Origin of the sequence: Streptomyces sp. Ru73, from assembly GCF_002920575.1 — a bacterium.
Classification (GTDB): Bacteria; Actinomycetota; Actinomycetes; order Streptomycetales; family Streptomycetaceae; genus Streptomyces.
In genome coordinates, this window is record NZ_PQSQ01000033.1 from 1 (window position 1) to 23,192 (window position 23,192).

Sequence of the window (23,192 nt, forward strand, 5' to 3'; positions counted from 1 at the left end):
GGCGCCAGAGCCCCGGGTGCCCCAGTGCCAAACCACCCCGGCGCCAAAGCCACTCCCATCCGCCCCTCTTTCGTCACGACCGCCCCATCCGCCTCCCGTGACGCTCGCCTATCGTGAGAGTGAGGGCCGCGTTTCTCCGCGCGGTCGCGGAAGGAGACGGACACGATGCCCGCCGGGCCGGTCAGTGGAGTCATCCAGCGCAGCACGCTCCGACAGCAGATCGCGGACGCGCTGCGCGACGAGGTGCTGGCCGGACGGCTGCCCGCTGGCCGTCAGTTCACCGTCAAGGAGATCGCCGAGCAGTACGGGGTCTCCGCGACGCCCGTGCGCGAGGCGCTGCTGGACCTGGCCGCGCAGGGCCTGCTGGACGTGGAGCAGCACCGGGGGTTCTGCGTGCACACGTTCACGGCCGCGGATTACCGGGCCATGGTCGAGGCCCGCACGCTCGTCGTGGAGGGCGTCTTCCGTACCAGCGCCGAGGAGCTGGTACGCAGCGTCACCTCGGACGCGCTGGTCTCCATCCGGCGGCGTGCCGAGGAGGCGGAGCGGTCGGCCCGGTGCGGCGATCTCGATGTCCTCATCGGCTACGACCTGCGGTTCTGGCGGGAGTTCGGCAACCTCGTGGGCAATGCCTACATCGCGGAGTTCCTGGACCGGATGCGCATCCAGGGCTGGGTGTTCGCCGTACCGATGCTGCGTGCCAAGGCCGACCTGCGCAGGCATCTCTGGCAGGGGCACCAGGAGCTGGCGGACGCGGTCGTGCACCGTGACGTGGCCACCGCGCAGCGCCTGGTCCGCGAGTACAACGCCCATGCGCTCGCCCTCGTGGAGAACCTCGCCTAGCACTACGCTGTGCCGACCATCGGCTGTGTCGGCCGGACCCGAACGGAAGCGAGAACTCGTGGCATGTGACCTGTGGCTGGTCCCCCTCGTCGATGTGCTGTGCCACAGCCCCGACAATCCCTTCTCCGAAGAGCTCGCCGCCTACGACAAAGCGCTGAACGACGCGGGACTGCCACCCGTGCCGGTGCTCAATTACATGCCGGGGCTTTCCGGGGACGTCGCCCCGGTCGCCGGATTCGACTATGACGCGCTGCATTTCCTGCGCCGTGCGTACCTGCTCCAGATCTGCGGGCTCGCCGTCACGCCGGTGGACGAACTGGGCGGGGATTACGAGCAGTTGCTGGAAATGTTCGAGAGTACGGCCCAGGAGTCGCATCTGGTGTGGCATTACGACCACGCGGGTGCGTATGTGCCGGTGGACTTCCCGCATCCGCTCGCGAACGAGGAACTGCTGGCCGGGGGAGGCCCGTTGGGGTCGTCGCACGGGCTGCTGCGGGAGCTCGAGGTGGTCGCGCCGGCCATCGGCATCGATCCGGCGAACCCGCCCGCCGCGCCGGCGCCGCCGGAGGGGCCCACCACGCTGGAGGAGCGGGCGACGGGGGCGGCCGCGGACGACGGGCCGTTCGCCCGGGAACGGCACGTGTGGCTCGGCCTGCACGCCGCGGCGACCCGCAGTCTCGGCCAGGGCTCGATGATCGTCTTCAGCTGACCCACTCGTCATTCGTCCCCGGCCGACCCCGTCCGTTCCGCTGGTCGGCCCTGTCCGCCCCGACCGATCCCGCCCGGCCTCGGTACGGCCCGTACCAGCGCCGGACCGTACTGACGCCTGCCCGTACCGGCCGTACGTATCGCCACCCCGTCCCCCGCTCGCCGTCCCCCGCTCGCCGTCCTCCACTCACCGTCCCGCCTCACCGCGGCGGCTCCGGTGGTCGCTGGCGGGGCATGTTCGGGCGGGTTCCCGGGGGGAGGACGATGCGGCCGGTGCGGTCCGGGGCGGGCTCCGGGCGGGGCGTTCCCCACGGGGCCGGTGCCGCCTGGCTGCCCGTCGGCACCGGTCCGGTACGGAACGCCATCATCCAGTCGGCCGTCTCGGACCGTACGAGTTCGGCGATGTCCTCGTTGAAGCGGCGCAGTACGGTCAGGCAGCGTTCGGCCGCCTCGGAGGCGGTGCCCTCCGTGGGGCCGAGCACCTCCCGCACGCTCTCCGACGCCCAGTCGAACTGCAGGGCCTCCAGACGGCGCTGTACGGCCTGTGCGGCGGCCACGTCGCGCATCCAGCCGGCCGTCACCCCGAAGAAGCGGTCGCAGCCCGCGCAGACGGCGGCGATCAGCAGCGCCAGGTAGCCGTACTGGGTGCCGTCGTCGAAGACTCCGGTGAGGCCGAGCAGCGGCAGCAGGCCCCCTGCGGAGACACCGGCGGCGGCGCCGGCCCGCAGGATGCGGGCGGTGCGGCGCTTGGCGACGCGGTCGGCGAGGTACCAGTCGATGACGTGCAGCGCGCCCGTCTCGGCCCATTGGTACAGCTCGTCCAGGCGCTCGGCCGGTTCACCCCAGTCGCCGAGCGGGAAGGCACGGCCGGCGAGATCACCGCGACTTCGCCCCTGCGCGTCCTCGCCTTCCTCCCGAGGAGGCCCCTCGGGAGGCCTCTCGGGCTGCATGTCCGGCTGGCTCACCCGTGCACTCCCTGTTGAAGATACGTGCGGTGCGCGCGAGGCGACGGAGACGGCCGTGGCGCGCGACACCCTTCCTACCGCCGAACGGCTGGCGTTGCCGCCAGGATCGAGCTATTTCCGCCCGGAAGTGGCGCGGGATCAGGTATAGGCCTGTTCCCGGCCACACTCGAAAGAGTTGCTACACCCCATCGCCCCCGCCTAGGTACCTAGGACGGGGACAGCTACGCGTCTCTCGATCGGCTGTACGTGTTCGACGAGTTGTATCTGTTTATCCCTGTTTGGCGAGACCTGTGAGCATCTTCGACCGGACGTGCCTTGCTGAGTTCGCTTGGTCAGCGCGAATGACAGGAAGTGACAGCGAGTAACACGTTTCTACCGCGTTCCTGTCGCGGACTGCCTGTTACCTGGCACCTGTACCTGGCACCCGGCCCGCCCCGCCCCCGCCTTCAGCTCGCCCCCGTCCGCCTCGTCCCCCTCCCGACCCGTGCGGGACGTCTCGCCCTCCGGGCCGCCACCACGTGCCGCTGCCCCGGGCGATTAGGCTGCTCCTGTGAAGGTCCTCGTCATCGGCGGCGGCGCCCGCGAACACGCCCTGTGCCGCTCCCTGTCCCTCGACCCCGACGTCACCGCGCTGCACTGCGCCCCCGGCAACGCCGGCATCGCAGAAGTGGCGGAGCTCCACCCGGTGGACGCGCTGGACGGCGCCGCCGTGGCCGAGCTGGCCACGAGCCTGGCGGCGGAGCTGGTCGTCGTCGGCCCGGAGGCGCCGCTCGTGGCCGGTGTCGCCGACGCCGTGCGCGACCGCGGCATCCCGGTCTTCGGCCCCTCCGCCGAAGCCGCGCAGCTGGAGGGCTCCAAGGCGTTCGCCAAGGACGTGATGGCCGCGGCCGGCGTCCCGACGGCGCGCAGCTACGTGTGCACCACGCCCGCCGAGATCGACGCGGCCCTGGACGCGTTCGGCGCGCCGTACGTGGTCAAGGACGACGGCCTGGCCGCCGGCAAGGGCGTCGTGGTCACGGACGACATCGAGACGGCCCGGGCGCACGCGCTGGCCTGCGACCGCGTGGTCATCGAGGAGTTCCTGGACGGCCCCGAGGTGTCGCTCTTCGCGGTCACCGACGGCGAGACCGTCGTGCCGCTCCAGCCGGCCCAGGACTTCAAGCGCGCCCTGGACGGCGACGAGGGCCCGAACACCGGCGGCATGGGCGCGTACAGCCCGCTGCCGTGGGCCGACCCGAAGCTGGTCGACGAGGTGCTGCAGACCGTGCTGCAGCCGACCGTGGAAGAGCTGCGGCGCCGGGGCACCCCGTTCTCCGGCCTGCTGTACGCGGGCCTGGCGATCACCTCACGCGGCGTCCGCGTGATCGAGTTCAACGCGCGCTTCGGCGACCCGGAGACCCAGGTCGTACTGGCCCGGCTGAAGACCCCGCTCGCGGGCCTGCTGATGGCCTCGGCGACCGGCAACCTCGCCGCGCTGCCGCCGCTGCGCTGGAGCGACGGCGCGGCCGTCACGGTCGTCATCGCCTCGCACAACTACCCGGGCACCCCGCGCACCGGCGACCCGATCACCGGCCTGGACGCGGTGGCCGAGCAGGACGCCCCGGAGGCGTACGTGCTGCACGCGGGCACCAAGTACGACGCCGAGGGCCGGGTGCTGAGCGCGGGCGGCCGGGTGCTGTCGGTGACGGCCACCGGGGCCGACCTGGCCACCGCGCGGGACCGTGCGTACGCCGCCGTCGGCCGGATCTCCCTGGACGGCTCCCACCACCGGACGGACATCGCGGCGAAGGCCGCCGAGGACGCGAAGGGCGGGGAGCAGGCCGGCTGAGGTCACGCTCCGGGATCGTCGGGCCGCTGTCGGGCCGCCGGTCCCGGCCGCTGTGCAGAACCGGTCCTGCGCTGTGCGCGCGGGGCCGGCCCCGCAGGTTCGAGGAACCGGCCGCCCGGCGGCCGGTTCCTTGCTTTACCCAAAGCCATTCCATCGAGTGACCAAACCGGTTAACGGCTGACGTGCGGCGGTGTCCCAACTAGGGTTCCGCGCAAGCGTCCTGCGGTGTCCGTTCCGTTGACCGGCCCGGCTGCCCCTGAGACGTCCGGCAAGTGGCCCACCGGCATTGCGATGTCAGTGGCCGGTGCCAGAGTGGTGGGGAGTGAGCAACGCGCCGACGGCCGCGAGCGGTCCCGGTACGTTGTCCGGCTCTTCCGTCCCGTGTTCTCTCCGTCCCGTTCAAGCAGGACAGCAGGGGGTGTACAGGCTCGTGGCAGGTCCGGAGGCAGGCGAACAGGCAGCGCGCGCCCGGGCGCTCGCGGTGCTGCGGATCCGTGGTGCGGCGCTCGGTGCGGCCGTGCTGCCCGCCGCGCTGGCCGTGGTGCTCTTCGCCGGGGCCGCGACCGGTGGGCTCGGCGCCGGGGACTCCGGGGGCTGGGCCCTCGCCCGCTGGATCGTCGCGGGGATCGCGATGGCGGTGCTGCTGCTGGCGGCGCTGGTCGCGGCGGTGGTCGCCCGCGCCAGGCCCGCGCTCAGCCCCACGGTCCCGGTCGCCGAGGAGTCGGCGCCCGATCTGTACCGCCTGGTGCGCGACCTCGCCGACCGCCTGGAGGTCCCCGCGCCCTCCGCGATAGCCCTCACCCCCGACTGCGACAGCTGGCTGGAGGACCGTACGCACCGCGCGCAGGCCCCGCCCGGCCGTGCCGCGGCGCGCCGGTCCGGAGCCGGCCGGCAGGTGCCGGCGCCGGTCCTCGTCATCGGCTCGCCGTTCCTGTGGTGGATGCGGGTCGGCGAGCTGCGCGCCCTGCTGGCCCCCGTCGTCGCCGGTACGGGCCCTTCGGCGCACCCCGACATAGCGGCGGCGCGCCGCTTCGTCCGCGGCCTGGACGCCGCCGTCGCGGTCGCCGCCCGGGCCCGGGGCACGCTGCGCGGGATACCGCTGCGCTTCGTGGGCCGGGTGGCGCGGGTGCTGCTGCGCGGCTGCGGTGAGCACGCCGCGCAGATGGAGCGCGGGGTGGCGGCCGCGGCGTCCGAGCGGGCCCAGAGCGTGGACTACGGCCTGCGGATCGTCGCGCAGGAGCAGGTGGGCCTGGCGTACGCGGGCTGGGACCGGCTGCTGACCCGGGTCGCGCTGCCGGCCTGGCGGATGGGCCGCTGGCCCGCCCGGCTGGACGCCGGGGTGGTCTCCGCGCTCACCGAGCTCTCCCGCCGCGACCGGCTCGCCGAGGGCTTCACCTCCCGGCTGGGCGAGCGCCCGGCCTGTGACCTGCTGGACGAGCCAGGGGCCATAGACCGCGCCGCCTCCCTGCTGGCCGCCCGGCTCTTCCATGGCGGGCCCGCCGAGAGCGGCCCCGACTGGGCGCCGGTGGCCTGGGAGCGCTATCCGGAGGAGGTCGTCGACCGCAAGTGGCGGCTGGAGGCCGCCCGCCTGCACCGGGTACTGGACGACCTGCCCGCTCCCGGGTCCGCCGGCCCGGACCGGGGCACCGCCACGGCCGCTCCGGTACGGGAGGTGCGGGAGAAGGAGCCGGTGGGCACGAAGGGAGCCGTCCATGGCCCCGCCGCTGCGGAATCCGGCCCGGCCAGACGTGCCGCCGAGCCGTCGGCGGAGGCCGCCGAGGGCCTCGGCGGCCGGGTGCGGGTGGCCGCGGACGCCGTCCCGGCACCGGCCGACGGCGGGCCCGCGGTGGCTGGACCCACGCTCCTGCGGGTCATCGAGCGGCTGGCCACGGACGCCGACGCGAGCGATCTGGTCGCCGCGCGCCTGGTGACCGAGCTGGAGCGCGAGGAGCGGGACACCGCCGACCGCCGGGCCGCCGCCCGTACGGCAGGGCCCGCACAGGACACGTCCGAGGCCGCGGGCCCCGGGGTCTCCTGGGGCGACGGGCTGGTCGACGGCGGCGTTCCGCTGTTCCCCCTCCAGGCGCCCCGCTCGGGCCGCGAACTGCTCGCCGACCACGTCACGGCGATGGTGTGCTGCGCCGCCGTGGACACCGCCGGCGCCGCTCCGGGCCTGGACTGGCTGGACGGGCCCGCGCTGCTCGTCGACGGCGCCCGCCGGGCCGACGTGGGCCGCCCGGTCCGCAGCCTGGTGGACGACGGTGACGCCGAGCCGCTGCGCGACTGGCTCGGCGAGATCGGCGTCCGCCCCGACAAGCCGGTACGCCTCGTGTAGCCACCGCCACCGTCACCGCCACCAACACCGCCATCGATCACCTCGTCACTGCCACCGGCCACCCGTCAGAGCCACCGCCACCGGCCGCCCCGCTCACCCGTCACGGCCCGCACGCCGGCGCACAAGGCCATGGGCCCCGCCCGCCCCCGGCGTATCGAACGCACGCCTGCCCCCATGTTTCGGGGCTACGGCAGGTTGTTCGCCCCGAGTTCGCCTTTCGGTCGTTCTCGCCCGTAAATTCACGACGAAGGGTGACGGTCCAAGTGCGTAATGTGATGTGCTGGGGGTACTCGCCGCTTCTCTTACGAACGAACTTGTACACGTGGGCTCGTACACCCGGGCTCTACCCCGCCCGTACAAGGGCGTTCGCACGGCGGGCAGCACGGCACAGCCGACGGGTGACCGAGCGGCGGGGCGAGGGAGGGGAGTGGGAGCGTGGGCACACAGCAGATTCGGCGATGGGAGTCGGGGGCGCTCGCGCATGCCGTGACGGACCCCTTCGGCCAGGGCCCGCTGCCCTGGCTGCGCGGCAGTGAGAACTACTTCGACTCCGGCAGGGTCGTCCCCTGGTACGTCGATCCGGTCCTCACCCATGACGAAGCGCCCGTTCCGCTGCCCCGCTCCTGCGCCGGCCCCCGCACCGCCGACGACGTACGCCGCCAGATCAAGGGCTTCGCCGCGACCGGGGCCGTGGCGCCCGGCGAGGCCATCGACTTCAGAATCACCGTCGACCCGCCGCAGCCGTTCAGCATCGACGTCTACCGCATCGGCCACTACGCATCGGCCGGTGCCGCCAAGATCACCACCAGCCCCCGGCTCTCCGGCATCGTCCAGCCGCCGCCGCTCACCGCCGACCGCACGGTCTCCTGCCACCACTGGTGGCTCTCCTGGCGGCTCCAGGTCCCGGAGTACTGGAACGTCGGCGCGTACGTCGCCGTGCTGACCACCGAGGACGGCTACCGCAGCCACCTCCCCTTCACCGTCCGCGACGACCGCCCCGCCGACCTGCTCCTGCTGCTCCCCGACGTCACCTGGCAGGCGTACAACCTCTACCCCGAGGACGGCCGGACGGGCGCCAGCCTCTACCACGCCTGGGACGAGAACGGCGCGCTGCTCGGCGAGGCGGACGCCGCCGTCACGGTCTCCTTCGACCGCCCCTTCGCGGGCGCGGGGCTGCCGCTGCACGTCGGACACGCGTACGACTTCATCCGCTGGGCGGAACGGTACGGCTACGACCTCGCCTACGCCGACGCGCGCGATCTGCACGCCGGCCGGGTCGATCCCTCGCGCTACCGCGGCCTGGTCTTCCCCGGCCACGACGAGTACTGGTCGGTGCCCATGCGCCGCGCCGCCGAGCGCGCCCGCGACACCGGCACCTCCCTGGTCTTCCTCTCGGCCAACACCATGTACTGGCAGGTGGAGCTGTCCCCGTCGCCCTCGGGCCCGGACTCCCTGCTGACCTGCCGCAAGCGCCAGGGCCCCGGGCGCCCCGCGCTCTGGCGCGAGCTGGGCCGGCCGGAGCAGGAGCTGCTGGGCATCCAGTACGCGGGCCGGGTGCCCGAGCCGGCGCCGCTGGTCGTCCGCAACGGCGACCACTGGCTCTGGGAGGCCACCGGCGCCCACGAGGGCGACGAGCTGGCCGGGCTGGTCGCGGGCGAGGCCGACCGGTACTTCCCGCGCACGAACCTCCCCGAGCACACCAGCCGCGTGCTGCTCGCGCACTCCCCGTACCGCGACGGCGACGGCGTCCGGCGCCACCAGGAAACGTCTCTCTACCGCGCCCCCAGCGGTGCCCTGGTCTTCGCCTCCGGCACCTTCGCCTGGTCCCCGGCGCTGGACCGGCCGGGCCACATCGACGAGCGGATCCAGCGCGCCACCGCCAATCTCCTCGACCGCATCTGCAAACGCGACTGAGCGACGACGGAACACCTGCGGCGCCCGGCGCACCCCGCGTCGGCCCACCCTGGAGCGCTGCCGGGCGCTCCCATGCGGGAGAATCGGAAGAACTCCTGGATCTACCTACGCGGAGGCAGCGTGTCCGGATTCGTTGAAAAGCCCGAACCCGTGGAGGTGCCGGGCCTGGTCCATCTGCACACCGGCAAGGTGCGCGACCTCTACGAGAACCCCGACGGCGATCTGGTCATGGTCGCCAGCGACCGCACCTCCGCGTACGACTGGGTGCTGCCCACCGAGATCCCCGACAAGGGCCGGATCCTCACCCAGCTCTCGCTGTGGTGGTTCGAGCAGCTCGTCGACCTGGCGCCGAACCACGTGCTGTCCACCGACGTCCCGGCCGGCGCCCCCGCCGACTGGGAGGGCCGCACCCTGGTCTGCAAGTCCCTGCGGATGGTGCCGGTCGAGTGCGTGGCCCGCGGCTACCTCACCGGCTCGGGCCTGAAGGAGTACGAGGAGTCGCGCACGGTCTGCGGCCTCGCGCTCCCCGAGGGCCTCCAGGACGGCTCCGAGCTGCCCGGCCCGATCTTCACCCCGGCCACCAAGGCCGAGGTCGGCGAGCACGACGAGAACGTCTCCTACGAGGAGGTCGCCCGTCAGGTCGGCGCGGAGACCGCGGCGCAGCTGCGCCAGGCGACCCTCGCGGTGTACGGCCGGGCCCGGGACATCGCCCGCGAGCGCGGCATCATCCTCGCGGACACCAAGTTCGAGTTCGGTTACGAGGTGGGCGAGGACGGCTCGCAGACGCTGACCCTCGCGGACGAGGTGCTGACGCCGGACTCCTCGCGCTTCTGGCCGGCCGACCAGTGGCAGCCGGGCCGCGCCCAGCCGTCCTTCGACAAGCAGTTCGTCCGCGACTGGCTGACCTCGCCGGACTCCGGCTGGGACCGCACGGGCGAGCAGCCGCCGCCCGCGCTGCCCGCGGAGATCGTGGAGCGGACCCGCGCGAAGTACGTCGAGGCGTACGAGCGGCTCACCGGCCTCAAGTGGGCCTGAGCGGCACGGAACACGAAGAAGGCCCCGGTCGGAGGACCGGGGCCTTCTTCGTATGGAGCGGACGACGAGGCTCGAACTCGCGACCTCAACCTTGGCAAGGTTGCGCTCTACCAACTGAGCTACGTCCGCAATCTCCGGCGCCGGAGCGCTCGGTACGTGCACCACTATAGCCAACCTCGCGGGGTGCTCGTGCCCGTCCGGCGGGGAGAGGAGGGGAATGTGGCCACGGACACAGATCGTTTTCCGCTGCCGCCGGGTAAGCAGAAGACCCCGGTCGCGATGACCGGGGTCTTCTTTCCCTGAGCGGACGACGAGGCTCGAACTCGCGACCTCAACCTTGGCAAGGTTGCGCTCTACCAACTGAGCTACGTCCGCATGCATCCGACCGGCTTTCACCGGGCGGCGCGACAGCTACTCTACCTGATCCGGAGACCGGTCGAGACCGTCAGAGCGGGTGACAGGGATTGCACACTGCGCCTCCCCCTTGGAAAGGGGGCGCTCTACTACTGAGCTACACCCGCGTGACTCCTCGGGGCCCGGCCTTTCGGCCTCGCCCCTCGGCGTGCTCCAGACTTTAGCTGATCAAGGGGGGTGCCGCGCAAGTCCGGTGCCCACGGGGGTTCCGGCGCCGCCGGCGGAACCGGGCGGCGACGGTCCCGGGACGGCCGCGGCCGCCGGCTCCGCGGGGGAGGCGGCGGCCGCGGGCCCCTCGGCCGTCAGCTGTTGGCGGCCTCGAACGCCTCGTAGACCTTCTTCGGGATGCGGCCCCGCGGCGGCACCTCCATCTGGTGCGAGCGGGCCCAGGCCCGGACCGCGGCGGGGTCGGCGGCCACCGGGGTGTGCCGGTAGGCCTTGCCGGACTTCGCACGCTTGCGGCCGGCCTCGACGTACGGTGCGAGCACCTCACGGAGTTTCTTCGCATTGGCGGGATTGACGTCGATCTCGTACGTCTTCCCGTCCAATCCGAAGGTGACCGTCTCTGCGGCTTCTCCGCCGTCGATGTCATCGGAGAGCGTGACCACTACGCGCTGCGCCACGGATATCGGTCCTTTCGTGCAGCATCTCGGTGCTGACATGGGGAGATGCTGCAGATCCGGATGTCAGGGATCAATGCTTTTTCATTTGTACAGCGATGGGCAATGCATTGGGAAGCCCAGTTAATTTCCTCAGCGTGTCATCGCGCAATCCGGACTGCAGACCTTTTCGAGGATTTTTCCCGGGTGTTCACAACGGCCGATACCTGAACGTGATCGCGTGCGTACAGTTCTATGCGCGTAGATTTTTCGGCAAGGTACTGTGAAGGAACCGAGTCGGGGTCCGGGGTGTCCCCGGATAAACCCAGCCGCACCACACAACCGGGAGTGCCAGTGGCACGCGTCGTAGTCGACGTCATGCTCAAGCCCGAGATCCTCGACCCGCAGGGACAGGCGGTGCAGCGTGCACTGCCGCGTCTGGGCTTCGAGGGCATCTCGGATGTACGTCAGGGCAAGCGTTTCGAGCTTGAGGTGGAGGGCCCGGTCGACGAGGCCGCCCTCGCCCGCATCCACGAGATGGCCGAGACCTTCCTCGCCAACACCGTCATCGAAGACTTCGTCGTACGGGTCGACGAGCCCGCCGGAGCCGGCTCATGAGCGCTCGGGTCGGAGTCATCACCTTCCCCGGCACGCTGGACGACCGCGACACCCAGCGCGCGGTCCGGCTCGCCGGCGCCGAAGCCGTGCCGTTGTGGCACAAGGACAAGGACCTCAAGCAGGTCGACGCCGTGGTCCTGCCCGGCGGCTTCTCCTACGGCGACTACCTGCGCGCGGGCGCCATCTCCCGCTTCTCGCCGGTCATGGAGACCGTCATCGAGCAGGCCAAGGGCGGCCTGCCGGTCCTGGGCATCTGCAACGGTTTCCAGGTCCTGACGGAGTCCCACCTCCTCCCCGGCGCGATGCTGCGCAACAACCACCTCCACTTCATCTGCCGCGACCAGAAGCTGCGGGTGGAGAACGCCGACACGGCGTGGACGGCGGACTACACCGCCGGCCAGGAGATCAGCGTGCCGCTGAAGAACATCGACGGCCGTTACGTCGCCGATGAGCGCACCCTCGACGAGCTGGAGGCGGAGGGCCGGGTCGTCTTCCGGTACCTGGACGTCAATCCCAATGGCTCGCTGCGGGACATCGCCGGCATCACCAATGCGGCCGGCAATGTCGTCGGCCTCATGCCGCACCCCGAGCACGCCGTCGAGCCGCTGATCGGTACGGGCCGTACCGACGGCCTCGGATTCTTCACCTCGATCCTGAAGAAGTTGGTCAACGCATGACGCTGGACACGGTCAAGCACGCGGCCGAGACCCCGGACACCGACCAGCCGTGGGCCGAACTCGGCCTGAAGCAGGAGGAGTACGAGCGCGTCCGCGAGATCCTCGGCCGCCGCCCGACCGGCGCCGAGCTCGCGATGTACTCGGTCATGTGGTCCGAGCACTGCTCGTACAAGAGCAGCAAGGTCCACCTCCGCCAGTTCGGTGAGAAGGCGCCGGAGACCGACGCGCTGCTCGTCGGCATCGGCGAGAACGCCGGCGTCGTGGACGTCGGCAACGGCTACGCGGTCACCTTCAAGGTCGAGTCGCACAACCACCCGTCGTACGTCGAGCCGTACCAGGGCGCCGCGACCGGCGTCGGCGGCATCGTCCGCGACATCATCGCGATGGGCGCCCGCCCGGTCGCCGTGGTCGACCCGCTGCGCTTCGGCGCGGCCGACCACCCCGACACCAAGCGCGTCCTGCCGGGCGTGGTCGCGGGCATCGGCGGCTACGGCAACTGCCTGGGCCTGCCCAACATCGGCGGCGAGGTCGTCTTCGACTCCTGCTACCAGGGCAACCCGCTGGTCAACGCCGGTGCCATCGGCGTGATGAAGCACGAGGACATCCACCTCGCCAAGGCTTCGGGCGCCGGCAACAAGGTCATCCTGTACGGCGCCCGGACCGGCGGCGACGGCATCGGCGGCGCCTCGATCCTGGCCTCGGAGACCTTCGACGACAGCAAGCCGTCGAAGCGCCCGGCCGTCCAGGTCGGCGACCCCTTCCAGGAGAAGCTGCTCATCGAGTGCACCCTGGAGGCGTTCGCCGAGAAGCTGGTCGTCGGCATCCAGGACCTCGGCGCCGCCGGTCTGTCCTGCGCCACGTCCGAGCTGGCCTCGAACGGCTCCGGCGGCATGCGCGTCGAGCTGGACGACGTGCCGCTGCGCGACTCCACGCTCTCGCCCGAGGAAATCCTCATGAGCGAGTCGCAGGAGCGCATGTGCGCGGTGGTCGAGCCGGAGAAGGTCGACCGCTTCCTGGAGATCTGCGAGAAGTGGGACGTGACCGCCACCGTCATCGGTGAGGTCACCGACGGCGACCGGCTGGAGATCTTCTGGCACGGCGAGAAGATCGTCGACGTCGACCCGCGCACGGTGGCCCACGAGGGCCCGGTGTACGAGCGTCCGTACGCGCGTCCCGAGTGGCAGGACACCCTGCAGGCCGACGACGCCGCGAAGCTGGCCCGCCCGGCCAACGGCGACGAGCTGCGCGAGCAGGTCCTGAAGCTGGTGGCGCACCCGAACCAGGCCTCCAAGTCCTGGATCACCTCCCAGTACGACCACTTCGTGCAGGGCAACACCGTGCTGGCCAGCCCGGAGGACTCCGGGATGATCCGCATCGACGAGGAGTCGGGCCTGGGCGTGGCCATCGCCACGGACGGCAACGGCCGCTTCGCGAAGCTGGACCCGTACCACGGTGCGCAGCTGGCGCTCGCCGAGTCGTACCGGAACGTGGCCGCGACCGGCGCCAAGCCGCTCGCCGTCTCGGACTGCCTGAACTTCGGCTCGCCCGAGGATCCGGCCGTCATGTGGCAGTTCGCCGAGGCCATCCGCGGTCTCGCGGACGGCTGCCGGCAGCTGGGTACGCCGGTCACCGGCGGCAACGTCTCGCTCTACAACCAGACGGGCGAGGCCGCCATCCACCCGACGCCGGTCGTCGCCGTCCTCGGCGTGATCGACGACGTGGCCCGCCGGACGCCGGTCGCCTTCGCGGAGGAGGGCCAGCTCCTCTACCTGCTCGGCGACACCCGCGACGAGCTGAGCGGCTCGGCCTGGGCCCAGGTCGTCCACGACCACCTCGGCGGGCTGCCGCCGCAGGTGGACCTGGAGCGCGAGCGGCTGCTCGCCGAGATCCTGATCTCGGCGTCCCGCGACGGCATGATCGACGCGGCGCACGACCTGTCCGACGGCGGTCTGGTCCAGGCGCTGGTCGAGTCCTGCCTCAAGGGCGGCAAGGGTGCCCGCATCGTGATCCCCGAGGGCCAGGACCCGTTCGTCACGCTGTTCTCGGAGTCCGCCGGCCGTGCGGTCGTCTCGGTCCCGCGCAGCGAGGAGCTCCGCTTCACCGACATGTGCGGTGCGCGCGGCCTCCCGGCGACCCGTATCGGCGTCGTCGACGGTGACGAGCTGGACGTGCAGGGCCAGTTCAGCATCGCGCTGAGCGAGCTGCGCACGGCGCACGAGGGCACGATCCCGGGCATCTTCGCCTGATCGTCCGCGCCTGAACGGCGGTACCGCGGCCCCACCGGTGTCTCCGGTGGGGCCGCGGCGCGTTGCGGTCGGCGCGCGGCCCGTTGGGGTCGGTGCGCGGCCCGCAAAACGGTGTGGGCGGCCCGTACGGCGTGCCTTAGGCTCGCGCTCATGTCTCCCGCGAAGAAGCGCCCGCGCAGTTACGACTCCGCCAAGATCCGTGCCGCGGTGACCGCACAGCTCGGCCACGTACAGGACGCCGTGCACGCGCTGGCGCCCGAGGACATGGCACGCCCGACCCGGCTCGGCGACTGGACCGTGCGGGAGCTGGTCGCGCACTTCGCCATGGCGGTCGAGCACATCCCCGCCGGGCTGGAGCGGCCGGCGGCGGCGAAGCAGGAAGTGGTGCTCGCCGAGTGGCCGTTCGCGCCCGCCGTTTACGCCGCCTCCGTCGACGAGTACGTACGGAAGTCGGCGGCCGAGCACGACCCGGTCGCGCTGCTGGACCGGGCGGCCGAGCGGTACGCGGCGCTGGTGCCCGGCGCCTCCGACGACCGGCTGATGGCGGTCAGGCCCGGGGCGATGCGGCTGGGCGACCTGCTGGTGACCCGCTGCCTGGAACTGGTCGTGCACGGCGACGACCTCGCCGCCGCCACGGGCAAGGAGATCCCGTTCGACCGGCAGGCGCTGGCCGCCACGACGCGGCTTCTCGCCGACTCGCTGGCCACGAAGGCACCGGGCGGCTCGGTGGAGGTGCGGGTGCCGCCCTTCGCGGTCGTGCAGTGCGTCGAGGGGCCCCGGCACACCCGCGGCACCCCGCCGAACGTCGTGGAGACGGACCCGCTGACCTGGATCCGGCTGGCCACCGGCCGTGCGGAGTGGACGGCGGCGCTGGCGGACGCGGCGGTCAGCGCGAGCGGCGAGCGCGCTGACCTCGGCCCGTACCTGCCGGTGCTGTCCTGACGCGTACGGCCCGCCCGCCGGGCCGTACGGCTCAGTAACGACTCTTTGCTGCAGGAAAGTGGCGGCCGTGCGTGCGGCGGCAGACCGGGAGGAACCCGGTAAATGCCGCGCACGGCCCCCGCCCCGTGCGCCGTGGCCGGGAAGTGACGCTTCTCACCCCTTGTAAGGAAGGGATCAAGGAACCGCGGGGCGTCCGGAGGGCTCCGCATGGTGCCTTCGGGGGTGCTCACCCCCCAGGAATGGCGGGTCCACGCAGCCCCGCACGGCTTCAGTGATCAGGCGTTCACGTCAAGCACACGCCCGGGCTCCGCGACCATCCCCGGTTCGGATGAATCCCGTACCTGCCCTAGACTTCTTGATGTGCGTGGTGACGGACGACTCAACCACGACCTGCTCCCCGGTGAGAAGGGTCCCCAGGACGCCTGCGGCGTCTTTGGTGTCTGGGCCCCGGGAGAAGAGGTCGCCAAACTCACCTACTTCGGGCTGTACGCGCTGCAGCACCGTGGACAGGAGTCTGCGGGCATCGCAGTGAGCAACGGCTCACAGATCCTGGTCTTCAAGGACATGGGTCTCGTCTCGCAGGTCTTCGACGAGACTTCCCTCGGCTCTCTCCAGGGCCACATCGCCGTGGGCCATGCCCGCTACTCCACCACCGGTGCGTCCGTGTGGGAGAACGCCCAGCCGACCTTCCGTGCCACCGCGCACGGCTCGATCGCGCTGGGCCACAACGGCAACCTGGTGAACACCGCCGAACTGGCCGAACTGGTTGCCGACCTGCCCCGCGAGGGCGGCCGGGCCACCCAGGTCGCGGCCACCAACGACACCGACCTGGTGACGGCGCTGCTGGCCGGCCAGGTCGACGAGGACGGCAAGCCGCTGACCGTCGAGGAGGCCGCGCCGCGCGTCCTGCCGAAGGTCAAGGGCGCCTTCTCGCTGTGCTTCATGGACGAGCACACCCTGTACGCCGCTCGTGACCCGCAGGGCATCCGCCCGCTGGTCCTCGGCCGCCTGGAGCGCGGCTGGGTGGTCGCCTCCGAGACCGCTGCGCTGGACATCTGCGGCGCCAGCTTCATCCGGGAGATCGAGCCCGGTGAGATGGTCGCCATCGACGAGGACGGCCTGCGGACGACCCGGTTCGCCGAGGCCCGCCCCAAGGGCTGCGTCTTCGAGTACGTCTACCTGGCGCGCCCCGACACCGACATCGCGGGCCGGAACGTCTACCTCTCCCGCGTGGAGATGGGCCGCAAGCTGGCCGCCGAGGCCCCGGCCGACGCGGACCTGGTGATAGCGACGCCGGAGTCCGGCACGCCGGCCGCGGTCGGCTACGCCGAGGCCAGCGGCATCCCCTTCGGCTCCGGACTGGTCAAGAACTCCTACGTCGGCCGGACCTTCATCCAGCCGTCGCAGACCATCCGCCAGCTGGGCATCCGCCTGAAGCTCAACCCGCTCAAGGAAGTCATCCGCGGCAAGCGCCTGGTGGTCGTCGACGACTCGATCGTCCGCGGCAACACCCAGCGCGCCCTGGTGCGCATGCTCCGCGAGGCCGGCGCCGCCGAGGTCCACGTCCGGATCTCCTCGCCGCCGATCAAGTGGCCGTGCTTCTTCGGCATCGACTTCGCGACCCGCGCCGAGCTGATCGCCAACGGTCTCTCGGTCGAGGAGATCGGCAAGTCGCTGGGCGCCGATTCGCTCGCGTACATTTCCATCGACGCCATGGTCGAGGCGACGACGATCGCCAAGCCGAACCTGTGCCGCGCCTGCTTCGACGGCGAGTACCCGATGGACCTGCCGGACCCGGAGCTGCTGGGCAAGCACCTGCTGGAGTCGGAGACCGAGGGCCGGGCGACGTCCGACGTGGACGGCGTCCAGACGCTCACCGCCGGGGTCGGCGGCGCCGACGCGCTGCGTCGCCCGTAGAACCCCTGCAAGACGACACGAAAGCTCTCAGCCATGTCTGCTGAATCTCCTGCCGGTGCCAGCTACGCGAGTGCGGGCGTCGACATCGAAGCGGGCGACCGCGCCGTCGACCTCATGAAGAAGTGGGTGAAGAAGGCCACCCGTCCCGAGGTCGTGGGCGGGCTCGGCGGCTTCGCCGGCCTCTTCGACGCCTCGGCACTCAAGCGGTACGAGCGCCCGCTGCTCGCCTCCGCCACCGACGGCGTGGGCACCAAGGTCGACATCGCCCGCAAGATGGGCGTGTACGACACGATCGGCCACGACCTGGTCGGCATGGTCGTGGACGACCTGGTCGTCTGCGGTGCCGAGCCGCTGTTCATGACCGACTACATCTGCGTCGGCAAGGTCTACCCCGAGCGGGTGGCGGCCATCGTGAAGGGCATCGCCGAGGGCTGTGTGCTGGCCGGCTGCGCGCTCGTCGGCGGCGAGACCGCGGAGCACCCGGGCCTGCTCGGCGAGGACGACTTCGACGTCGCCGGGGCCGGCACGGGCGTGGTCGAGGCCGACCGCGTGCTGGGCGCGGATCGCATCCGTAAGGGTGACGTGGTGATCGCCATGGAGTCCTCCGGTCTTCACTCGAACGGGTACTCGCTCGTTCGCCACGTGCTCTTCGACCGGGCCGGCATGGCGCTCGACCAGGAGGTGGCGGAGTTCGGCCGCACCCTGGGCGAGGAGCTGCTGGAGCCCACCAGGATCTACTCCCTGGACTGCCTGGCGCTCACCCGCACCACCGATGTGCACGCCTTCTCGCACATCACCGGCGGCGGCCTCGCGAACAACCTCGCGCGGGTCATCCCGGACGGGCTGCACGCCACCGTCGACCGCTCCACCTGGACCCCCGGCGCGGTCTTCGACCTGGTCGGCAAGGCCGGCTCGGTGGAGCGCCTGGAGCTGGAGAAGACGCTGAACATGGGCGTCGGCATGATGGCCGTCGTGCCCCAGGAGTCGGCGGACGTGGCGCTGGCCACCCTCGCGGACCGCGGGCTGGAGGCCTGGGTCAGCGGGGAGATCGTGGAGCGCGGCGATCATGCCGAGGCCGTGGCCCTGACCGGTGACTACGCGAGCTGACGCGAGCCCCCTCCCGCAGGGCAGCACAGAACCCGGTCCGGGCGAAGCGCCGGACCGGGTCCGTGATGCTGCTGTTGCTGCCTTGAACGCGCGGCGGCGTCAGGCGCGACGACGCTGGTCGGACGAGTCGCCCTCGTCCTCCTCATCGTCATCGTTGTTGTACAGGTCGGCGTACCGTGCGTACGGGTCGTCGTCCTCGTCATCCTCGAACGGCTCACCGTTCGGCGGCTGCTGTGCCGGCGTTGCACCCAGCTCTTCGGCCAGGCGTGAGAGATCAGTCCCACCGCTGTTGTACTTCAGCTGGCGGGCGACCTTCGTCTGCTTGGCCTTGGCCCGGCCGCGCCCCATGGCTCGACCCCCTCAACGACGGGGCTCGACGGCCCCAGAGTCTTGACACGCGTTCATGATTCAGAGCGGACTCTCGACGGAGAGTCCGGCCCGTAGGGCTTTAACGGTACCTGCTTCCGCGGCCATACGGTACGTCGCCCGCACCACCGGCCGCCCGGCATGACTCGCGGGACGCCCCGTACCCGCTGGTCAGCTGCGATTTTAACGTGTCGCTTCCGGCGACCCGCCGGTGGGTGGTGAGGGATGTCTCCTTCACCAGCCACCGAGCGTGTCGCTGTAGGAACCCCACGGTCACCGAGGGGGTCCCGCCGGGGTGGCGGAGATCACGCGGAGCGTGCCTCCGCCATCCGGAGTTCGGCCAGCCGGTCGGCCGCAGCGGCCGGCGGAATGCCGTCCGCCTTCGCACGAGCGAATATTGAAAGCGTCGTGTCGAAGATCTTTCCTGCCTTCATCCTGCACCGCTCGAAATCAAACCCGTGCAGCTCGTCCGCCACCTGGATGACACCGCCCGCGTTGACCACATAGTCGGGTGCATAAAGGATTCCGCGGTCCGCCAGGTCCTTCTCCACGCCCGGGTGTGCGAGCTGGTTGTTGGCGGCGCCGCACACCACCTTCGCGGTCAGAACGGGTACGGAGTCGTCGTTCAGTGCCCCGCCCAGCGCGCACGGCGCGTACACGTCCAGGCCCTCGGTGCGGATGAGCTCCTCGGTGTCGGCGACCGCGCGGACCTGCGGATGGTTGGCCAGAATTCGATCCACCGATTCGGACCGAACGTCCGTGATGACCACCTCTGCCCCGTCTTCGAGCAGATGTTCGACAAGGTGCCTGCCGACCTTGCCGACGCCCGCGATGCCCACCTTCTTGTCGCGCAGGCTCGGGTCGCCCCACTGGTGCTGCGCGGCCGCGCGCATGCCCTGGAAGACGCCGTAAGCGGTGAGCACGGAGGAGTCGCCGGCGCCGCCGTTCTCCGGCGAGCGGCCGGTGGTCCAGCGGTTCGTCCGGGCGACGACGTCCATGTCGGCGACATAGGTGCCGACGTCGCAGGCCGTGACGTAACGACCGCCGAGAGAGGACACGAAACGGCCGTAGGCGAGCAGCAGCTCTTCGGTCTTGATCACCTCGGGATCGCCGATGATCACTGCCTTGCCGCCGCCGTGGTCCAGGCCCGCCAGCGCGTTCTTGTACGACATGCCGCGTGCGAGGTTCAGCGCGTCCAGCACGGCCTCCTCCTCGGAGGCGTACGCGTGGAAGCGGGTGCCGCCCAGGGCCGGGCCGAGCGCGGTGTTGTGGATCGCGATCACGGCCTTGAGGCCGCTGGCGCGGTCCTGGCAGAGCACGACCTGCTCGTGTCCGCCCTGGTCGGACCGGAACAGGGTGTGCAGCACACCGTCGGTGCGGGCTGCGGAAACCCCCGGCACGGAGTGCTCGGGGGAGGGACGTACGTCGGTCACTGTGGTGACTCCCATAGTCGCGGTGGACGCCCTCGGGTCGTTCCCCCCGCTTGTGGCAGGGGAAGCGGGGGGAGGGCCGGTCGAGGGCAGCGTATGACCTTCGGCGCCCGTTGATCGGCACAGTGCGGAGGATCACCCCTTAGTGGGGTACGGGCATGGGACGATTTGCGCATGCCGGGCCGCTCGCGGGGAGGCAACTCCCGGCACCGCGCAGCCGCTTGGCAGACTCCCGGGTGGCGGGCCTTCCTCGCGGCCCGCCGCCGGAGACCGACGGAAGAATGGAGCGGGCGTGGCCCTGGCGTCATCGGTGATGGTCCCGTACGCGGCGTATCTACGGGTCTACGAACCGCTGGCAGCGTTCCCCGAGCCGGAGCGCTCGCACTGGGCGCGCTACGCCAAGCGCGACTCCACGCCCACCGCCCAGGACGAGCTGCGGCGGTCGCTGGCCGACCTGCTGCCGACCCCGCCGGTCGCGGTGCCCGTGCACGAGAGCAGCGACGCGTTCATCGCGGTCGAGGACGGCGTGACGTGCGTGTGCCCCTGGCGGACGCGGCTGCGGGGCTGGCAGGCGCTGGAGGAGCTGCCCGAACGGTTGCCCGGTCCGGTGCTGGACGCGGCCCTGCCCCCGGTCGTCCGCCGGCAGGCCGCCGCCGACTACGAGCGGTGGCTGGATCGCAACCCTGACGCGCGGCCCTGGATCCGCACGGCGACCTGGCACGTGCCCGTGCGCTGGTTCGTGCTCTTCGCCGACGCGGAGCGTGAGTACACGAAGAGTGACCAGGGGCTCGTGCTGCGTTACCGCACGCCGATGGTCGAGGCCAGGCGCCGGGTCGCGCGCGGGCTGCGCACGCTGCGGGAAACGCTGGAAGAGGGCCCGCTGATCGACGGCCTGGTAGATGTGGGGCGCTGGCTGGAGGAATTCCACCCCCGCGCTCTCGTGGAGCTGGACTACGGAGGACTGGTGCACGCCGTCCCCGAAGGGCAGCTCGCCGAGGACCGTTCCGCCGCCGATGTGGCGGAGGGGCTCGCGGCGCTGCGTGAGGGCGACGGGGAGCGGGCCGGCGCGGCGTACGAGAAGCTGTCGGACCGCTGGCGTGAGATCCGGGAGCGGCAGTACGCCAGCTGACGTCGGACATTGGGTGATCATTTTCGGAGGCACGCGTAGTGATGGCGCGCGCCCCGGTTGTGCGCCCCCGGCGGGCATACCGGCGCATGCCTACGGGCTGTGGGCCGCAGGCGATCCCTGAGCTGTGGTGGAGGGTTTTCTGTGCGGTGTTGTCGGATTCCGGCACACTGGTTCGGAGGTACAGGACGTAGGTCCCGATCCGGGGCATTGCGAACAACAGTGACCTAACGCACTGACTTCGGGCCTTGCCACCAACTACCACCCTCGTGCCAAAATAGGACAAGGAGCCTGACTGGGGCTCCTTCCGTCCAACTAAGGGCGGATAGATCGGTATTGCACTCCTTGGTGGGACTGGTGACGCCTGATCACGTTGTGACTGATCGTCACAGGGGCGTGACTGTCCGCTATGGCACGGTCCATCGGCTTCCGCCGAGGTTGAACACCTGAGAGGGCAATTCCATCGGTTTGGCCGACGCGGCTGGACAGATGGTGTAGTTGTAGTGCCGAGGACAAGCCGTTCGTCCTATAACCGACTCGGCCCGCGTCCGCCATTTCGGGCAACGCGGGTCAAGGTGCAGAATTTAGAGGAAAGAACCGTGATGGTTCGGTTCTCCCGAGGAGGCCGCTCATGACCGCTCGCACCCCTGACGCCGAGCCGCTGCTGACCCCTGCCGAGGTTGCCACGATGTTCCGTGTCGACCCGAAGACGGTGACCCGCTGGGCCAAGGCAGGCAAGCTCACGTCCATCCGGACTCTCGGTGGACATCGGCGCTACCGCGAGGCTGAGGTCCGCGCACTGCTCGCGGGTATCCCGCAGCAGCGCAGCGAGGCCTGAAAAACCGCATAACCGGGCATTTTCGGGTCCCCCAACCCGACTCGTGCCCACAGAGCACCACATAGCTCCTTATGACGCGGAGCCTGCCCCAACAGGCCCCACACCCGCAGCACATGGGTACGTCATCGATCGCGCTGGACTCCGCCGGGTCCAGCGCGATCTTTTTTGTGCGTTCCTGTTGCCCCCGGACCGCCGGCCGGGCCCGCCGGTCCGGGCAGCGCCGCGGGTCCGGCGGTAGCTCTTGGTCACCGCCCACAGGGGACTCTCGGGCAGCAGTCCCGGTACTCGCCGGTACAGCCCGGAGGCTGCCGGGTGGGCGGTGCAATTGCACATATTAAATTGACCACCTGTAGGCGGGGCGTAAGTTCCGCTGATCCCAAAATCCGTACGGTGACACCCGTCACAGGCGCCACCGGTTGTCCCGTCGGCGCCCGCTGCGGTAATGCACAGCGGCCTCCTCGCACACCAACAGCCTCTCACCGCAAGGCTGCTGAGGGAGGCGCCATTGGTCACCCGGGGAGCGGACTTTCGTCCCTGCCGCGGAGTGCGGGCGCGGAAATGACGGCACGAGGGGCCGCCCGGAGCGCCGACGGCCGCGAGGAGGGCGTCACGGGCCGCGTGCGGGCCCCGGAGGCGGTCCTGGGCGAGGAAGAAAGGGCGGCGGCGGGAGCGGCCGCGGAAGGCCCCGTAGAGACGATCTTGGTCTGTGGAGGCTCCGGAGTGCGGTCGAGCGCCAGCAGCAGGAGCCTGAGGCACACGGGACAGCGCCGCGTCGCGTGCCGGAAGGACGCGGCAGCGGACAGATGGGCCCGGAGCAGTGCGGCGGTCGCGTGCCTTTCCGAAGCCGCCATGGCGCGCACCTCCCGTGCCCGGTCCTGCTTCGTGCGTACCGACGGCAGATGACGCGGTCAAGGGCGGGGGAGCGGACGGGAGGTCGTCGTCGCCGGGCGGAGCGGCCGGCGCCCGGTCCCGTCCGGTCGCCGAGTGCGGGAAATCCGGTTGCCGCGTACGCCGAGGCCTAGTACGACGAAAGGGCCCGCATCCTGACCGGATGCGGGCCCTTCGATTGCGGTCCTGACGGGATTTGAACCCGCGGCCTCCACCTTGACAGGGTGGCGAGCACTCCAAACTGCTCCACAGGACCTTGCTGCCTGCGCCCTCTCGGGTGCCTGCGAAGCAAGACTCTACAGCAGGTCAGGGGGTGCGGTCGAACTCGCTGCCGGAGAAGGCCCTGGTCGTCGCCCGGCAGTGACCCAGCGCACAGCGCGCAGGGCCCCGGACGCC

General features: G+C 71.2%; 19 protein-coding genes and 4 tRNA genes. 14 read left to right on the forward strand and 9 right to left on the reverse strand.

Translation table 11 applies throughout. The features are described 5' to 3' along the window. Positions 1-165 precede the first annotated feature (165 nt). Both C3486_RS16625 and C3486_RS16630 read left to right on the forward strand, forming a co-directional pair. Positions 166-843: a GntR family transcriptional regulator gene (locus tag C3486_RS16625; protein ID WP_103833489.1), complete on the forward strand. Its 678-nt coding sequence runs from the start codon at positions 166-168 to the stop codon at positions 841-843. Between the two features lie 58 nt (positions 844-901). Next, a complete protein-coding gene (locus tag C3486_RS16630; protein WP_103833490.1) occupies positions 902-1,552 on the forward strand; it encodes a hypothetical protein in 651 nt (216 codons plus the stop codon). Between the two features lie 199 nt (positions 1,553-1,751). On the opposite strand, the gene C3486_RS16635 is transcribed toward C3486_RS16630, so the two are convergent. Beyond that, positions 1,752-2,516 carry an SLATT domain-containing protein gene (locus C3486_RS16635; RefSeq protein ID WP_103833491.1) on the reverse strand — a complete coding sequence of 255 codons (765 nt, stop codon included), beginning with the start codon at positions 2,514-2,516 and terminating at the stop codon, positions 1,752-1,754. Positions 2,517-3,066: 550 nt separating this feature from the next. Between C3486_RS16635 and purD the strand changes: the two genes are divergently transcribed. The 4 genes from purD to C3486_RS16655 all read left to right on the forward strand — a co-directional run bounded on the left by purD (position 3,067) and on the right by C3486_RS16655 (position 9,628). After that, complete coding sequence (gene purD / locus C3486_RS16640; RefSeq protein WP_103833492.1) at positions 3,067-4,344, forward strand: phosphoribosylamine--glycine ligase; 1,278 nt, start codon at positions 3,067-3,069, stop codon at positions 4,342-4,344. Between the two features lie 430 nt (positions 4,345-4,774). Continuing rightward, entirely contained in the window at positions 4,775-6,679 is a 1,905-nt protein-coding gene (locus C3486_RS16645; protein ID WP_258052815.1) for a hypothetical protein, read from the forward strand. A 435-nt stretch (positions 6,680-7,114) separates the two neighbouring features. After that, positions 7,115-8,593 (forward strand): N,N-dimethylformamidase beta subunit family domain-containing protein, encoded by a 1,479-nt coding sequence (locus C3486_RS16650; RefSeq protein WP_103833493.1) that lies wholly within the window; start codon positions 7,115-7,117, stop codon positions 8,591-8,593. A gap of 120 nt (positions 8,594-8,713) precedes the next feature. Beyond that, the gene (locus C3486_RS16655; RefSeq protein ID WP_103833525.1) at positions 8,714-9,628 is read left to right on the forward strand and encodes a phosphoribosylaminoimidazolesuccinocarboxamide synthase; all 915 of its coding nucleotides are present in this window, start codon (positions 8,714-8,716) and stop codon (positions 9,626-9,628) included. Positions 9,629-9,681: 53 nt separating this feature from the next. Here C3486_RS16655 and C3486_RS16660 read toward each other — a convergent pair. From C3486_RS16660 to C3486_RS16675, 4 genes are all read right to left on the reverse strand, one after another. Continuing rightward, positions 9,682-9,757, reverse strand: a tRNA-Gly gene (locus C3486_RS16660). 173 nt (positions 9,758-9,930) lie between these two features. Continuing rightward, positions 9,931-10,003 (reverse strand) — tRNA-Gly (locus C3486_RS16665). A gap of 74 nt (positions 10,004-10,077) precedes the next feature. Then, positions 10,078-10,149, reverse strand: a tRNA-Gly gene (locus tag C3486_RS16670). Between the two features lie 195 nt (positions 10,150-10,344). Further along, positions 10,345-10,665: an Lsr2 family protein gene (locus tag C3486_RS16675; RefSeq protein ID WP_103833494.1), complete on the reverse strand. Its 321-nt coding sequence runs from the start codon at positions 10,663-10,665 to the stop codon at positions 10,345-10,347. Between the two features lie 324 nt (positions 10,666-10,989). Here C3486_RS16675 and purS point away from each other — a divergent pair, with 324 nt between their 5' ends. From purS to purM, 6 genes are all read left to right on the forward strand, one after another. Continuing rightward, positions 10,990-11,259, forward strand: coding sequence for a phosphoribosylformylglycinamidine synthase subunit PurS (gene purS / locus C3486_RS16680; protein WP_103833495.1), 270 nt, complete (start codon positions 10,990-10,992; stop codon positions 11,257-11,259). After that, the gene (gene purQ, locus C3486_RS16685; RefSeq protein ID WP_103833496.1) at positions 11,256-11,936 is read left to right on the forward strand and encodes a phosphoribosylformylglycinamidine synthase subunit PurQ; all 681 of its coding nucleotides are present in this window, start codon (positions 11,256-11,258) and stop codon (positions 11,934-11,936) included. Before purS ends, purQ begins: the two co-directional genes overlap by 4 nt. Then, positions 11,933-14,182: a phosphoribosylformylglycinamidine synthase subunit PurL gene (purL, locus tag C3486_RS16690; protein WP_103833497.1), complete on the forward strand. Its 2,250-nt coding sequence runs from the start codon at positions 11,933-11,935 to the stop codon at positions 14,180-14,182. Before purQ ends, purL begins: the two co-directional genes overlap by 4 nt. Before the next feature lie 150 nt (positions 14,183-14,332). Next, on the forward strand, positions 14,333-15,124 hold the full coding sequence (locus tag C3486_RS16695) for a maleylpyruvate isomerase family mycothiol-dependent enzyme (RefSeq protein ID WP_103833498.1): 792 nt from the start codon (positions 14,333-14,335) through the stop codon (positions 15,122-15,124). Positions 15,125-15,484: 360 nt separating this feature from the next. Then, positions 15,485-17,041 (forward strand): amidophosphoribosyltransferase, encoded by a 1,557-nt coding sequence (purF, locus tag C3486_RS16700; RefSeq protein WP_103833499.1) that lies wholly within the window; start codon positions 15,485-15,487, stop codon positions 17,039-17,041. A 33-nt stretch (positions 17,042-17,074) separates the two neighbouring features. After that, positions 17,075-18,148 (forward strand): phosphoribosylformylglycinamidine cyclo-ligase, encoded by a 1,074-nt coding sequence (gene purM / locus C3486_RS16705; RefSeq protein WP_103833500.1) that lies wholly within the window; start codon positions 17,075-17,077, stop codon positions 18,146-18,148. Positions 18,149-18,247: 99 nt separating this feature from the next. On the opposite strand, the gene C3486_RS16710 is transcribed toward purM, so the two are convergent. Together C3486_RS16710 and C3486_RS16715 are read right to left on the reverse strand one after the other, a co-directional pair. Continuing rightward, positions 18,248-18,496, reverse strand: coding sequence for a DUF3073 domain-containing protein (locus tag C3486_RS16710; RefSeq protein ID WP_030623483.1), 249 nt, complete (start codon positions 18,494-18,496; stop codon positions 18,248-18,250). A 323-nt stretch (positions 18,497-18,819) separates the two neighbouring features. Continuing rightward, positions 18,820-19,962: a Glu/Leu/Phe/Val dehydrogenase dimerization domain-containing protein gene (locus tag C3486_RS16715; protein ID WP_258052816.1), complete on the reverse strand. Its 1,143-nt coding sequence runs from the start codon at positions 19,960-19,962 to the stop codon at positions 18,820-18,822. 274 nt (positions 19,963-20,236) lie between these two features. Between C3486_RS16715 and C3486_RS16720 the strand changes: the two genes are divergently transcribed. Together C3486_RS16720 and bldC are read left to right on the forward strand one after the other, a co-directional pair. Continuing rightward, on the forward strand, positions 20,237-21,073 hold the full coding sequence (locus tag C3486_RS16720) for a hypothetical protein (RefSeq protein ID WP_103833501.1): 837 nt from the start codon (positions 20,237-20,239) through the stop codon (positions 21,071-21,073). A gap of 628 nt (positions 21,074-21,701) precedes the next feature. Beyond that, on the forward strand, positions 21,702-21,908 hold the full coding sequence (bldC, locus tag C3486_RS16725) for a developmental transcriptional regulator BldC (protein WP_003949541.1): 207 nt from the start codon (positions 21,702-21,704) through the stop codon (positions 21,906-21,908). A gap of 509 nt (positions 21,909-22,417) precedes the next feature. Here the strand turns inward: bldC and C3486_RS38560 are convergent. Together C3486_RS38560 and C3486_RS16735 are read right to left on the reverse strand one after the other, a co-directional pair. Next, on the reverse strand, positions 22,418-22,759 hold the full coding sequence (locus C3486_RS38560; RefSeq protein ID WP_103833502.1) for a DUF6274 family protein: 342 nt from the start codon (positions 22,757-22,759) through the stop codon (positions 22,418-22,420). Positions 22,760-22,977: 218 nt separating this feature from the next. Continuing rightward, positions 22,978-23,052 (reverse strand) — tRNA-Asp (locus tag C3486_RS16735). Positions 23,053-23,192: the final 140 nt, after the last annotated feature.